This window comes from Xenorhabdus kozodoii, assembly GCF_002632875.1.
GTDB classification, from domain to species: Bacteria; Pseudomonadota; Gammaproteobacteria; order Enterobacterales; family Enterobacteriaceae; genus Xenorhabdus; species Xenorhabdus kozodoii.
The window spans coordinates 1-16,332 of record NZ_NJCX01000004.1 but is presented as its reverse complement, the minus strand read 5'-3'; the positions used below and the strand labels follow the sequence as shown (position 1 = coordinate 16,332).

2 protein-coding genes are annotated in these 16,332 nt (G+C 54.6%); both read left to right on the top strand.

Annotated elements, in window-relative coordinates; genetic code table 11:
• The first annotated feature begins 240 nt into the window (after positions 1–240).
• A complete protein-coding gene (locus Xkoz_RS03425) occupies positions 241–15,882 on the top strand; it encodes a non-ribosomal peptide synthetase (RefSeq protein ID WP_099140774.1) in 15,642 nt (5,213 codons plus the stop codon).
• 158 nt (positions 15,883–16,040) lie between these two features.
• Positions 16,041–16,277 (top strand): DUF7079 family protein, encoded by a 237-nt coding sequence (locus tag Xkoz_RS03420; RefSeq protein WP_099140773.1) that lies wholly within the window; start codon positions 16,041–16,043, stop codon positions 16,275–16,277.
• Positions 16,278–16,332: the final 55 nt, after the last annotated feature.

The window sequence follows — 16,332 nt, the reverse complement described above, 5'->3', positions numbered from 1 at the left end:
AGTTCACTAAATGAGCCATTTATTCCATCGTCTGGAAAATGATTGTCACATCATTTTGGGTTGTGCAGTTATTAACCGGATTATGACATCCAGCGCCTGAGAGAAATGATTGCCTGAGTATTTTTCGATGCTTGGCATGCCCGTTGTTATTTCTCTGAGAAGTAAAAGAAAAACATTTGTGATGGTTGCTGGGAATAACAGTTTTCAAATATCCGATAGATTCGTTGAGGTAGTAAGCAGATGAAAGGCAGTATTACCAGAAAGGAAAATACTTTTGAAGCGGGATTAGGGAATGTGTCGTCAGAAAAAATGAATGATGACATATTTGCGGGAAAGTTTAACGGGTTATCTGAGGCTGAACGTACCCTGTTGTTGGAAACCTGGAATGCCACAGAAACCCCCTATCCTGACCATGTATGTATTCATCAGTTGTTTGAACAACAGGCAGAAAAAACCCCGGCTGCCGCAGCGTTAATCGCCGGTGATCAGACCCTGAGTTATGCGGAACTGAACGCCCAGGCCAACGGGCTGGCTGGTCAACTGATTGAGCAGGGAATTTGCCTGGGTGACCCGGTGGCGATCCTGTTAGAACGCTCAATGGAACTGGTGGTGGCTCAGTTAGCTATCCTTAAAGCTGGTGCGGTTTATGTCCCTATCGATCCCAACGTACCGGATGAACGGAAAAATTGGCTGATAAACGATTGTGCCGCCAAATTACTGCTGACGGATAGGCAGACGGCGATCCCGGCTGAATGGGTTGTCCCGCTGCTCCGTCTTACCCACGAGAGGGCAGAAGCGCATCGTAATCTTGATTTATTGGAAGCCAGTACTGATCCCGCGTATATCATGTACACCTCCGGTTCGACGGGGATACCAAAAGGAGTGATTGTGCCTCACCGGGCTGTCGTCCGGCTGGTTATCAATAATGGCTATGCTGACATCGAACCCAATGACCGGATTGCTTTCGCCGCTAACCCAGCTTTCGATGCCAGCACCTTTGAAGTTTGGGCGCCGTTGCTCAATGGTGCTGCGCTGGTGGTTATTGATCATACTACGCTGCTGACGCCGTTGGACTTTGTACAAGCGTTACAGGAACATCGGGTTACGATCTTGTGGCTGAGTGTCGGGTTGTTTAATCGGCTGGCGGCGGGGCTATCTCCGGTGCTGCCTCGACTTAAAATGCTGTTGGTCGGGGGAGATGTCCTCGATCCGCATGTTATTGCCCAAGTGTTACGTAAGAATCCGCCCCAAAAATTATTGAATGCCTACGGTCCGAGTGAGGGAACCACGTTTACCACGACCTACCGTATTGACGCGTTAACATCGGGTACGGCTTCTATTCCTATTGGTCGCCCCATCGCCAACACCCGAATTTATGTGCTGGATACTGATGGTCAGCCGGTGCCATTGGGGATGACCGGTGAAATTTATGTCGGGGGTGACGGTGTGGCCTGCGGTTATCTCAATCGCCCTGAACTGACCGCTGAGCACTTTCTCACCGATCCATTTAGCGATAAACCGAATGCACGTATGTACAAAACCGGGGATTTGGCTCGCTACCTGCCGGACGGCAATCTGGAATTCCTGAGCCGTAACGACCAGCAGGTGAAAATCCGCGGTTTTCGGATTGAACCGGGGGAAATTGAGACCCGACTGGTGGAATATCCATTGATACGTGAAGCGGTGGTGCTGGCGTTAGGGGAGGGACAGGACAAACAACTGGTTGCCTATGTGCTGACCGAAGAGCATGACGGATTGGCTGCCCGCCTGCGTGAACACCTAAGTACGCGGTTGCCGGATTATATGATACCGGTGGCCTTTGTGCATCTGGATGAATTCCCATTGACGCCGAATGGTAAATTGGATCGTCAGGCGTTGCCGGCACCGGGGGAGGATGCCTTCGCCCGCCAGGTTTATGAAGCGCCGCGAGGAGAGAGGGAGATTGTTCTGGCGACCCTTTGGCGTGAATTACTGGGTATTGCGCGAATTAGCCGACATGACAGTTTCTTTGCGCTGGGCGGTCATTCTTTGCTCGGCGTACGAATGATTGAACGCCTGCGTAGTCTGGGACTGACACTGGCCGCCCGTAACCTGTTCCTGTGTCCGGTGCTGTCAGAACTGGCCCAGACATTGGCACAGCACCAGTCTGTAACGGTTCCGCCGAATGTCATTACCCCAGCGACCTCCGTGTTGACACCGGCCATGTTGCCGTTGATTGACCTGACCCAGCCTGATATTGACCACATTGTTGAACAGGTGCCGGGCGGGATCGCCAATATTCAGGATATCTATGCCCTGTCGCCGTTGCAGGACGGTATCTTGTTCCATCATCTGCTGGCGAAGGAAGGTGACCCCTATCTGCTGGCCTATCCCATGATTTTTGCTGATCGTGCGTTGCTGGATCACTATCTGGCGGCAGTGCAACAGGTACTTGATCGCCATGATATCCTGCGAACCGCATTTATCTGGCAGGGATTATCAACACCGGCGCAGGTGGTTTGGCGTCAGGCACCGTTATCGGTCACTGAACTAACATTGAACCCGACTGACGGGCCAGTGGGTGAACAATTGGCTCACCGTTTTGACCCGCGTCAGTATCGTTTTGATCTGAGCCAAGCGCCATTGTTGCGCTTTGTCGTGGCACAGGAAACCGATGGTCGTTGGCATGTGCTGCAATTGCAGCACCACCTGATTGGCGACCATACGACAATGGAAGTGATGCACCGCGAAGTGCAGGCTTGTCTGGCCGGACTGGATGACAATTTGCCGGCACCGACGCCTTTCCGCAATCTGGTGGCGCAGGCTCGGTTGAATGTCAATCAGGCAGAGCATACCCGCTTCTTTACCGACATGCTGGCTGACGTGGATGAGCCGACGCTGCCGTTTGGGCTAACCGAGGTGCATCGTGATGGTTCGCAGGTGACACAATCGCACCGGCTGTTACCGCCGGCGTTAAACGATCGCCTTCGCCAGCAGGCAAAACGTCTGGGTGTCAGTGTGGCAACATTGTGTCATTTGGCCTGGGCGCAGGTGCTGTCACGAACCAGTGGGCAGAAGAAAGTGGTGTTTGGCACGGTGCTGTTCGGGCGCATGGCGGCGGGGGAAGGGGCTGACAGCGGCATGGGGCTGTTTATCAATACCTTGCCGTTGCGCCTGGATATCGATGACACAAAGGTACACGACAGCGTACGACTGGCACAGTCCCGGCTGGCCGAATTGCTGGATTATGAACATGCTTCACTGGCGCTGGCTCAGCGTTGCAGTGGGGTAGCGGGCGGCACGCCACTGTTTAGTGCCCTGTTGAACTATCGGCATAATGAGCAGCCGCTGATCCCACATGAGACTCTATCGGGGATTGAATTTCTGGGTGAACAGGAGCGAACCTCCTATCCGTTTGTATTATCGGTAGAAGACGGGGGTTCCACGCTGGGGCTGACTGCGCAGGTCGTACAGCCGTTTGAACCGGATCGGGTCTGTGGTTATATGCAACAGGCGTTGGCAAGTCTGGCAGACGCACTGGAGCGGGCGCCGGAAACACCGGTACGGGCACTGAATATTTTGCCTGCAACGGAACGCGCGTTATTGCTGGAAACCTGGAACGCGACCGAAACCCCGTACCCTGAGCAGTCATGCATTCATCAGTTGATTGAACAGCAGGTAGAGAAAACGCCTGACGCCACCGCGTTAGTGTTTGAAGGACAAACCCTTAGCTATGCCGAATTGAATGCCGATGCCAACCGGCTGGCGCATCAGCTTATCGCGCTGGGGATGGCACCGGAGCAGCGCGTGGCGATCTGCATGGCCAGCTCACCGGCACGGGTGGTGGGATTGTTGGCGGTGCTGAAAGCCGGTGGCGCCTATGTCCCGCTGGACCCCGCTTATCCGGGGGAACGTCTGGCACATATCCTGAATGATGCTGCACCTTCAATAATCTTGGCTGATGAAACTGGACGGGTAGCGCTGGGCGAGGAGGCGCTTGCTGGGCTGACGCTGCTTGATCCGAATATCTTGCCTGATCAACCGGATAGCAACCCGCAGATACTGGCGCTGACTTCCCGTCATCTGGCCTATGTGATTTACACCTCCGGCTCTACCGGCGTGCCGAAAGGGGTGATGGTTGAACATCGTGGGTTGGTCAATCTTATTCGGGATAAAATTGTCCAGTTTGGTATTCATGCCGACAACCGGATGTTGCAGTTCGCTTCATTTGGTTTTGATGCCAGTGTCTGGGAAACCATGATGGCGCTGACCGCGGGTGCCAGTTTGGCGATCCCGTCCGATACGGTTCGTCAAGATCCGCACCATCTCTGGCATTATCTGGACGCGCAGGCGGTGACGCACGCGTGTTTGACCCCGTCCCTGCTACGGGATGGGGCTGATTTACCGGTGCTGACGAAAAAGCCAACCGTCATATTGGGCGGTGAAGCGCCCAGCCCGGCGCTACTCCAGACATTGAGCCGTCAGGCCACGCTGTTCAATGCCTATGGCCCGACAGAAATTACCGTATGTGCCACCCACTGGCGTTGTCCGTCAAACTATACCGAGGCATTGGCACCGATTGGGCGTCCGACGGCGAATAGCCGGATTTACCTGCTGGATGACGACGGTCAGCCAGTGCCATTGGGAGCCGTAGGGGAGATGTATATTGGGGGTGCCGGTGTGACCCGCGGCTATCTCAATCTCCCTGACCTGACTAACGAACGTTTCCTGGCTGACCCGTTTAGTGCGGCAATGGATGCCAGAATGTATCGCACCGGGGATTTGGCTCGTTATTTGCCGGATGGCAATCTGGTGTTTGTTGGCCGTAACGACCAGCAGGTTAAAATCCGAGGCTTCCGAATCGAGCCGGGTGAAATCGAAGCCCGATTGACAGAATATCCTGCGGTGCGCGAAGCGTGGGTGCTGGCGCTGGGTGACGGGCAGGAAAAACGCCTGATCGCCTATATTGTGGCGGAAGACGATAACGGATTGCCCACCCGTTTGCGTGAACACCTGAGTGCGATTTTGCCTGATTATATGGTGCCGGCGGCTTTTGTGCGTCTGGACGCCTTCCCGCTGACGCCAAACGGCAAACTGGATCGGCGGGCGTTGCCGGTGCCGGAGCAAAATGCTTTTGCCCGTCAGGTCTACGCAGCGCCACAAGGGGAGACAGAAATTGCGTTGGCGGCTATCTGGCGTGAATTATTAGGCATTGAGCAGATCAGCCGATATGACAACTTCTTTGCGCTAGGGGGGCATTCACTATTGGCAGTGCGGGTCATGAATCGTATTGCCGCTTTCGGTGTTGAACTGCCGCTGGTTGCCTTATTTACGTCACCGTCACTCGCGGCCTTTGCGGAGAGGATCAACGCCCAACGCCATGCGGGAAGGGAAAAATTGTCTGAGATGATCCCGGTATCCCGTGATAGTGCGTTACCGTTGTCATTCGCTCAACAGCGTTTGTGGTTCCTGGCACAGTTTGATGGCGTCAGTGATACTTATCATATTCCGCTGGTACTGCACTTGCGTGGCCAGCTTAATATTGCCGCCTGGCAGCAGGCACTGGATCGCCTGTTTGCCCGCCACGAAGCACTGCGTTCAGTCTTTATCATGGTTGACGGTCAGCCTCAGGTGACCTTGTTGCCGGCGGAGTCTGGCCTGCCGCTGAAATACGACGATCTGCGTAACGAGCCTGAAATCGACGAGCAACTTGAACGTCTGCGCGTACAGGAAACGGAAACGCCGTTTGATCTGACCCGTGGTCCCTTAATCCGTGGCACGCTGATACAACGGGGCGATGAGGATTACCTCTTCTTGCTGACCCAGCATCACATTGTGTCGGATGGCTGGTCCTTGGGGATATTGAGATCAGAACTGAGCGCCCTGTATTCAGCTTGCTTGCATCAACAGCCTGATCCCTTGCTCTCGTTGGTTATTCAATATCCTGATTATGCCGCTTGGCAGCGTAAGGTTTTCGCGGGTGACGGGTTACGGGAGCAGAGTGATTATTGGTGCCGCACGCTGTCCGATGCCCCGGTATTGCTGGAATTGCCGACAGATCGTCCCCGCCCATCCCGGCAATCATTTACCGGTGGCCGGATACCTGTACAGATTGATGCCACGTTGGTACAGGCTCTGAAACAACTGGGGCAACAACACGGCACCACATTATTTATGACATTGCTGACCGCCTGGGCGGCATTATTGTCGCGCCTGTCCGGGCAGGATGATCTGGTGATCGGCATACCGAGCGCTAACCGCAACCGGCGGGAAATTGAGCCGCTGATCGGGTTTTTTGTCAATACCCTGGCATTGCGCATAGATTTGTCCGGTACACCGGATATGGTCACACTGCTCCGGCGTGTGCGGCAGACGACACTGGACGCGCAGGGGCATCAGGATCTGCCTTTCGAGCAGGTGGTTGAGAGGGTACAACCGCCCCGCAGACCGGAGCATACCCCGTTATTCCAGGTGATGTTTGCCTGGCAGGAGAGTGACACAGAAGCGTGGCAGCTACCGGGATTAGCGGTGACGCCAGTCGTGCAGGGATACGATATCGCTAAATTCGATTTGCAACTGGAATTGACGGAGCGGGCAGGTGAGGTTGTTGGGGAGCTGAATTATTCCTCGGCCCTGTTCGACCCTGCCACGATGGAAAGACAGGTCGGCTATTTGCAGGCTCTATTGCGGGCGATGGTGAGCTATCCCCAACAATCAGCCACAACCGTGGATATTTTATCATCCACGGAGCGGGCATTATTGCTGGAAACCTGGAATGCGGCCGTGGCACCGTATCCTGAGCAGTTGTGTATTCATCAGTTGATTGAACAACAGGTAGAGAAAACCCCGGATGCCATCGCGGTAAGGTATGAAAACCTGACGCTCAACTATGCTGAATTGAATGCCCGTGCCAACCGATTAGCGCATCAACTGATTGCATTAGGTGTCATACCAGACCAGCCGGTCGCCATTTGTGTGACACGATCGGCGGAGAGAATAGTGGCATTGCTGGCGGTGTTGAAAGCGGGCGGGGCTTATGTGCCATTGGATCCGGCTTATCCGGGGGAGCGTCTGGTTTATCTGCTCACGGATGCTGCGCCGATGGTTGTGCTGGCGGATAATATTGGACGCGCGGCACTGGGTGAAGAAGCACTGAAGACGCTAACGGTACTCGACCCAAATGCCCTGCCAACTCAGCCGGACAGTAACCCGCAACTCCCTGATCTCACCTCACGGCATCTGGCCTATGTGATCTACACGTCTGGATCGACCGGCAGACCGAAAGGGGTGATGATTGAACATCATAGTGCGGTTAACCTGGCGCTGGAACAAGTTGCCCATTTTGATGTGGGTGTCACCAGCCGGATGTTGCAGTTTGCCTCATTTGGCTTCGATGCCAGCGTCTGGGAAATCATGATGGCGTTGAGTTGTGGGGCGATGCTGGTTATTCCGACTGAAACCCTCCGGCAAGACCCGCACCGTCTCTGGCATTATCTGGAAGAGCAGGGGATCACCCACGCCTGCATGCCCCCCGCCATGCTCCATGATGTTGCCGGTTTGCCGGAGATAGCCATAAAACCCACCTTAATGTTCGCCGGAGAAGCGCCGGCGACCACCTTGTTTCAGGCATTGTGTGGCCGGGCGAATTTGTTCAATGCTTATGGCCCGACGGAAATCACGGTTTGCGCCACTACCTGGCATTGTCCGCCCGACTATACCGGAGGATTAATTCCCATCGGCAGGCCGGCAGTGAACAAACGTCTCTATCTGTTGGACAAACACGGTCAGCCGGTGCCGCTGGGGGCAGTCGGTGAATTATATATTGGCGGTGTGGGTGTCGCCCGTGGCTATCTCAATCGCCCTGAACTGACAGCCGAACGTTTCCTGATGGACCCGTTTAGTGATGACGCTGATGCCCGAATGTATCGCACTGGGGATTTAGCCCGCTATCTGCCGGATGGCAATTTGGTGTTTGCCGGCCGTAATGACCAGCAGGTTAAAATCCGTGGTTTCCGCATTGAACCGGGGGAAATCGAGGCGCACCTGACCGCACATCCGGCGGTGAGTGAAGCGTCGGTACTGGCGTTGGGCGACGGTCAGGATAAGCGTTTAGTTGCCTATGTCGTGACAAATGATGGCGTGACAAATGATGACGTGGCGAATAACGTAGAGGCAGAAGCGGATAACGGACTGGCCGCCAGCCTGCGCGAACATCTGAGTGAGATTTTACCTGACTATATGATACCGGCGGCCTTTGTGCGTCTGGATGCATTCCCATTGACGCCGAATGGGAAATTGGATCGCGGGGCGTTGCCGGCACCGGATCAACACGCTTTTGCCCGTCAGGTTTACGAAGCGCCACAAGGCAAAATTGAGCGCTCGCTCGCCACTCTCTGGCGTGAATTGCTGGAAGTTGAGCCGATTAGCCGGCACGACAGCTTCTTTGCGCTGGGGGGGCACTCGCTGCTTGCTGTACGGATGATTGAACGTTTGCGGCGTATGGGGTTGGGCGTATCGGTGCAAACGCTATTCGAGCATCCGACCCTCAGTGTCTTGGCTCAGTCCCTGGCTCAACATGACGAAATCAGGGTGCCTGACAACTGTCTTACAGCAGAAATGATTACATTGACGCCAGACATGTTGCCGTTGATTGATCTGACCCAGCCTGAAATTGATCGCATCGTTGAACACGTTCCGGGCGGGATTGCCAACATTCAGGACATCTATGCCTTGTCACCGCTACAGGATGGCATTTTATTCCACCACTTACTGGCAAACGAAGGCGATCCCTATCTTCTGATCACCCAACAGGCTTTTGCGGATCTCTCGTTGCTGGATCGTTATCTGGCCGCGGTTCAACAGGTGGTTGATCGCCATGATATCCTGCGTACCGCGTTTATCTGGGAGGGGTTATCCACTCCGGCGCAGGTGGTTTGTCGGCAGGTTCCCTTATCCATCACCGAATTGACGCTTAATCCGGCTGACGGTGCGATCCGTGACCAACTGGCTCAACGCTTTGATCCGCGCCAGCATCGGATTGATTTGGGACAGGCGCCGTTGTTGCGCTTTGTCATTGCCCAGAATACCGATGGCCGCTGGATCTTGCTGCAACTATTGCATCACCTGATTGGCGACCATACCACGCTGGAAGTGATGAACAGCGAAGTGCAGGCATACCTTACCGGACGGGGAGACCGCTTACCGGCTTCGACACCTTTCCGTCATCTGGTGGCACAGGCGCGGTCGGGCATTGGCCAGCCGGAACATACCCGTTTCTTTACCGACATGCTGGCGACGGTGGATGAACCGACCCTGCCGTTCGGGTTAACGGAAGTCCACCATGACGGTTCGCAGGTGACAGAATCGCACCGGATGTTATCGCCGGCGTTAAACGACCGCCTTCGTCAGCAGGCAAAACGTCTGGGCGTCAGTGTGGCGGCGCTGTGTCATTTGGCCTGGGCACAGGTGTTGGCGCGTACCAGTGGTCAGAAGCAAGTGGTGTTCGGCACCGTGCTGTTTGGGCGTATGCAGGCTGGTGAAGGTGCCGACAATGGCATGGGACTGTTTATTAATACCCTGCCGTTACGATTGGATATGGATGAAACCCCGGTACAGGAGAGTGTACAGGCCGCCCATAGCCGATTGGCGGGGTTATTGGCGCATGAACATGCATCACTGGCGTTGGCTCAACGTTGCAGTGGGGTAGCCAGTGGGACGCCGCTGTTCAATGCACTGTTGAATTACCGGCATAATGCCCAGCCGGTCACGCCGGATGACATCATCAGCGGCATTGAATTCCTTGGGGCACAAGAGCGAACCAACTACCCATTTGTGTTATCGGTAGAAGATGGGGGTTCCGATCTGGGGCTGACGGCTCAGGTCGTACAACCCTTTGATCCAAAACAGATATGCAGTTATATGCAGCAGGCGCTGGAGAGTCTGGCAGAAGCGCTTGAGCAGGCGCCGGCAACACCGGTACAGATGCTGGAAATTTTGCCGGCAACTGAGCGCACATTGTTGCTGAAAACCTGGAATACAACCGAAACCTCCTATCCTGACCAACAGTGTATTCATCAACTGTTTGAACAACAGGTGGAAAATGACCCGAATGCCACCGCGCTGGTATATGAAAACCAATCCCTGAGCTATGCGGAATTGAATACCCGTGCTAACCGGCTGGCGCATCAGCTTATCGCGCTGGGGGTTGCACCGGATCAACGGGTGGCGATTTGCGTGGCGAGTTCACCGGCGCGGATCGTGGGGCTGTTGGCCATCTTGAAAGCGGGAGGCGCTTACGTGCCGTTAGATCCCGCTTATCCGGGTGAGCGTCTGATCCATATTTTGACCGATGCGGCGCCGGCGATTTTGTTGGCGGATAATACCGGACGTTCAGCCTTAAATGGGCAGTCACTTGCGCAGCAACGGGTTCTTGATCCGAATTCATTGCCTGATCAGCCGGACAACAATCCACAAATCCCGGCATTGACCTCCCGTCATTTGGCTTATGTGATTTACACCTCCGGCTCGACAGGAACGCCGAAAGGGGTGATGGTTGAGCATTGTGGGCTGGTCAACCTTATCCGGGATAAAATCGCCCAGTTCGCCCTTCATTCCCATAGCCGGATGTTGCAATTCGCTTCATTTGGTTTCGATGCCAGTGTCTGGGAAGTGATGATGACATTAGGCAGTGGCGCCAGTCTGGCGATCCCTGACGATACGGTTCGTCAGGATCCGCGCCGCCTCTGGCACTATCTGGAAGCGCAATCGGTGACCCACGCCTGTTTGACTCCCGCCCTGCTGCGGGATGGCACTGACTTACCGCCGATGACCATCAAACCCACATTAATACTGGGGGGTGAAGCGCCCAGTGTGGCCTTACTTCAGGCTCTGAGTGGCCGGGCAACAGTATTCAATGCCTATGGCCCGACAGAAATCACCGTTTGCGCCTCCGCCTGGCGTTGTCCACCAGACTATCAGGGAGGAGCCATTCCGATTGGCCGCCCGACGGCCAACACCCGTATTTATCTGCTGGATGCCCTCAGCCAGCCGGTGCCGTTGGGCGCGGTGGGAGAGCTGTATATTGGTGGTGCCGGTGTCGCCCGTGGTTATCTCAACCGCCCTGAACTGACCGACGAACGTTTCCTGGCCGATCCGTTTAGTGACGCAGCCGATGCCCGGATGTATCGCACCGGCGACTTGGTACGCTACCTGCCGGACGGTAATCTGGTATTTGTCGGCCGTAACGACCAGCAGATTAAAATCCGTGGCTTCCGCATTGAGCCGGGGGAAATCGAAGTTCGGCTGACAGAACATGCCGCGGTACGTGAAGCGCTGGTATTGGCACTGGGTGACGGGCAGGACAAACGTTTGGTTGCCTATGTGGTAACAGAAACGGTGGTAACAGAAACGGTGGTAACTGAAACGGCTGACGGATTGGTTAACCGCCTGCGTGACCATCTGAGCGCGTTATTGCCTGACTACATGGTGCCGGCGGCCTTTGTCCGTCTGGATAAATTCCCGCTGACGCCTAACGGCAAACTGGATCGCCGGGCGCTACCGATGCCGGAAGAGAATGCTTTTGCGCGCCAGATTTACGCGGCGCCACAAGGGGAAACGGAAACCATCCTCGCCGCGATTTGGCATGACTTACTGGGCGTTGAGCAGATAAGCCGGTATGACAGCTTCTTTGCCTTGGGGGGGCATTCATTGCTCGCGGTGCGGATGGTCGAACGTTTGCGTAACCTGGGCTTAACGCTGGCAATCCGTGACCTGTTCCAATCCCCGGTTCTGTCTGAACTTGCCCAAACCTTGAAACGGAATCAGGACGAAGGCGTGCCTGCCAACGTGATCACACCGGCAACGACGGCGTTGACACCGGCAATGTTACCGTTGATTGATCTTACCCAGCCTGAGATTGATCATATCGTCGAACAGATACCGGGCGGGATCGCCAACATTCAGGATATCTATGCGTTGTCACCGTTACAGGACGGCATTCTGTTCCACCATCTGTTGGCAAACGAAGGCGACCCGTATTTGCTGGCCGGCCAGATGGCTTTTGCTGATCGGCCTCTGCTGGATCGTTATCTGGCGGCGGTTCAACAAGTCATTGACCGCCATGACATCCTGCGTACCGCTTTTATTTGGGAAGGATTATCGGCGCCTGCTCAGGTGGTTTGTCGTCAAGCACGATTGTCGGTAACTGAATTGACACTGGAACCCGCTGACGGCTCAGTCAGTGAACAGTTAGCCCGGCAGTTTGATCCGCGCCAGTATCGTATTGATTTGGGACAAGCGCCGTTGCTGCGCTTTGTCATTGCTCAAGATACCGATGGCCGCTGGATTGTACTGCAACTGATGCATCACCTGATTGGTGACCATACCGCGTTGGATGTGATGAGCAACGAAGTGCAAGCGTATCTTGATGGACAGGAAAACGATCTACCCGCGCCGGCACCTTTCCGTAATCTGGTGGCGCAGGCTCGGTTAGGTGTCAGTCAGGAGCAGCATATTCGCTTCTTTACCGACATGTTGGCTGAGGTGGATGAGCCAACATTGCCGTACGGATTGACCGAGGTTCATCATGACGGTTCGCAAATGACCGAATCGCACCGGATGTTGACCGCCGGGCTGAATAACCGCTTACGCAGCCAGGCGCGGCGTCTGGGTGTTAGTCTGGCGGCTTTGTGTCATCTGGCCTGGGCGCAGGTGTTGGCGCGTACCAGCGGACAAGAACACGTGGTCTTCGGCACGGTATTGTTCGGCCGTATGGCCGCCGGTGAAGGTGCCGACCATGGCATGGGGCTGTTTATCAATACCTTGCCGCTCCGGCTGGATATGGATAATACCCCGGTACAGGACAGTGTGCAGGTGGCACACCGCCGGCTGGCGGGATTATTGACACATGAACATGCGTCACTGGCGCTGGCTCAACGTTGCAGTGGGGTGCAGGGGGGAACCCCACTGTTCAGTACCTTGCTGAACTACCGGCACAACGCATTGCCGACGGCTTCGAATGAAATCATGGCCGGTGTTGAATTCCTTGGCGCACAGGAGCGAACCAACTATCCGTTTACGCTGTCAGTGGAAGATTTTGGTGAAGCGCTGGGGTTAACCGCCCAAATTGTCCAGCCATTTGATCCGGAGCGGGTATGTGGTTATATGCAACAGGCGCTGGAAAGTTTGGTGGAAACACTTGAGCAGGCACCGGAAACGCCGGTGCGGATGCTGGAAATCCTGCCTGAGGCAGAGAGGCATTGGCTGCTAAAAACCTGGAACGCGACTGAAACCGCCTATCCTGACCAACTGTGCATTCATCAACTGTTTGAACAACAAGTGGGGAAAAACCCGGATGCCACGGCGTTGTGCTATGAAGGACAAACTGTCAGTTATGCGGAGCTAAACGGCTGTGCTAACCGGCTGGCGCATCAATTAATTGAACTGGGTGTGCAGCCTGATCAACGGGTGGCGATTTGTGTGACGCGTTCACCCTCAAGGATAGCGGGATTATTGGCCGTACTGAAAGCGGGGGGCGCTTACGTACCACTCGACCCCGCCTATCCGGGGGAGCGGCTGGCTTATATGCTCAATGATGCTGCCCCGTTGGTGGTACTGGCGGACAATACCGGTCGCGCCGCACTGGGTGAAAAAGCCCTGGCGACATTCACCGTGCTTGACCCGAATACCCAGCCTGACCAGCCGGACAACAACCCGCAGATCCCTGCGCTGACTTCGCGGCATCTGGCCTATGTGATTTATACGTCCGGCTCGACCGGTATGCCGAAAGGGGTGATGGTTGAACATCGTGGGTTGGTCAACCTTATCCGGGATAAAATCAGCCAGTTTGACATTCATAGCCATAGCCGGATGCTGCAATTCGCTTCATTTGGTTTCGATGCCAGCGTCTGGGAAATCATGATGGCATTGTGTGCTGGCGCTACTCTGGATATCCCGGCCGACACGGTTCGACAGGATCCGCTTCGCCTTTGGCATTATCTGGAAACACAGGCGGTGACCCATGCCTGCCTGACTCCGGCTCTGCTGCGGGATGGGGCGGATTTACCGGCGATAACCATCAAACCAACATTAATACTGGGTGGGGAAGCGCCCAGTGCGGCGTTGCTCCAGGCACTGTGTGGACGAGCCACGCTGTTCAATGCTTATGGCCCGACAGAAATCACGGTATGTGCCACCACCTGGCGTTGTCCGGCAGATTATATGGATACCTTAACGCCGATCGGACGTCCGACGGCCAACACCTGTGTTTATCTGCTGGATGCTGCTGGCCAGCCGGTTCCATTGGGAGCCGTAGGGGAATTGTATATTGGGGGTGAGGGTGTCGCGCGTGGCTATCTCAATCGTCCTGACCTGACCGCTGAACGTTTCCTGACTGACCCGTTTAGCCAGACACCGGATGCACGGATGTACCGCACCGGGGATTTGGCTCGCTACCTGCCGGATGGCAACCTGGTGTTTATTGGCCGTAACGACCAGCAAGTTAAAATCCGGGGATTCCGTATTGAACCGGGTGAGATCGAAGCCCGGTTGACGGAGTATCCGGCGGTGCGTGAAGCTATCGTACTGGCACTGGGCGACGGACAAGATAAACGTCTGGTGGCTTACGTGGTGGCGCCAGAGGATGAGGGACTGGCTACCGATTTGTATAGCTATCTGAGCGCACGGTTGCCTGATTACATGGTGCCGGCGGCGTTTGTGCGTCTGGACGCCTTCCCGCTGACCCCGAACGGTAAGCTGGATCGGCGGGCATTGCCCGCGCCGGATCAAAATGCCTTTGCCCATCAAGCCTATGAAGCGCCGCAAGGGGAGATTGAGATCGCATTGGCGGCTATCTGGCGTGAATTGCTGGAGGTTGAGCAAATAGGCCGGTATGACAATTTCTTCGCGTTGGGTGGACACTCACTGCTTGCTATGCGGATGATAAACCTTGCTGCCGGTCGTGGTTTGCTGTGTACCTTGAATAACCTATTCCAATTCCCTGTGCTGGCTGAACTGGTCGCCAAAATCACGTTAGATCCACTGTCTCAGCCGCAAAGCTGTGCGATACCGGTACGGCCATCAGGAACGGAGTCACCGCTATTCTTTGTACCCAGCGGCATGGATGATTACTCTTATGTCTTTGGATTGGCGCAACATATTCAATCAGGCTATCCGATTTATGCTTTGCCCTGGCCGTCCATCAATGAAGAACAGGTATCGACTATTGAAGCGTTGGCCGCCAACATGATCCGCTCGATGAAGGCAGTTCAGCCGGCAGGCCGATACCGGATCTACGGTTACTCTTCGGGTGGCGTACTGGCTTATGCCATTGCCCAGCAACTTTGTAACGCCGGTGAGACCGTCGATTTTCTGGGGTTGATTGATACGCCAGCCCCTCACTGCTTCAAGCAGCAGGTCATTCAACCCAAACTCCAGTTTCTTGCTGAACTGGCAAAACAGTCGGGTGGGGAACATGAAGAGGAAATTGCGGTATTGCATCAGCGGATCGATAACCTCAATTTGGTGCAATTTATTGCCACGGCGCAGGAGCTGGGGCTATATCCGGCAAACCTGCGTCCTGACGTGATCGCGAGACGTTGGGAACAGATGGGAAATTATTTGCAACTGGTCAAAGCATATGAACCCCAAGCATTGGCGATAACGCTCCACCAGTTCTATGCGACAGAACCTTATCCGCAGCTCCCTTTCGTGACGGAAGCCGAATTACCCGTCTTGAGTATGGAGCCGTCGTTAGGCTGGAAGCAGGTCGTGCCTGATTCGTCGCTCCAGCTCATGTCTGTACCGGGCGATCATTTCAGCTTGATGGAGGAGAGTGAAAATAAAACCATTTTGGCTAAAACCTTAAGTATGGCGTTGGCAACGAATTGTGAAGCGGAGGTGATGTAATGTCAGTGATATGGCAGAAATAGCCAGCGATTATTGACGACGATATTGTCCGGTTAACGATATTTATCATAACCGGACATTTCTTCCTAAATAGAATTAAGGTAAAAACCTGCCAATTTGGGAAAGGATTTAGATAAAGCAATAGAGGAGTTCACTCGTTGGGCAATCAACTAACTGATAGAGATTTGTGTGAAGCGTTATCTTATGTCTTTGTAGATAATGAAGTTGATTATGAGTATATCGCTTCTGTCGCAAAACATTTCCCACATGAATATGTGGAAATGGTCTTTTTCGAGTGGGTAGCGCCTGTATGCTATACGAATGGACTTACCCCAGTGCCGACGACATGGACAAGGCGGGAGCGTGAAATTTTTGTTAAAAAAATTCGGATTTGACGGATAAGAAAAAATAGCATTTTATACCCCTTTTTATCGGGAAGTGTTCTCATGA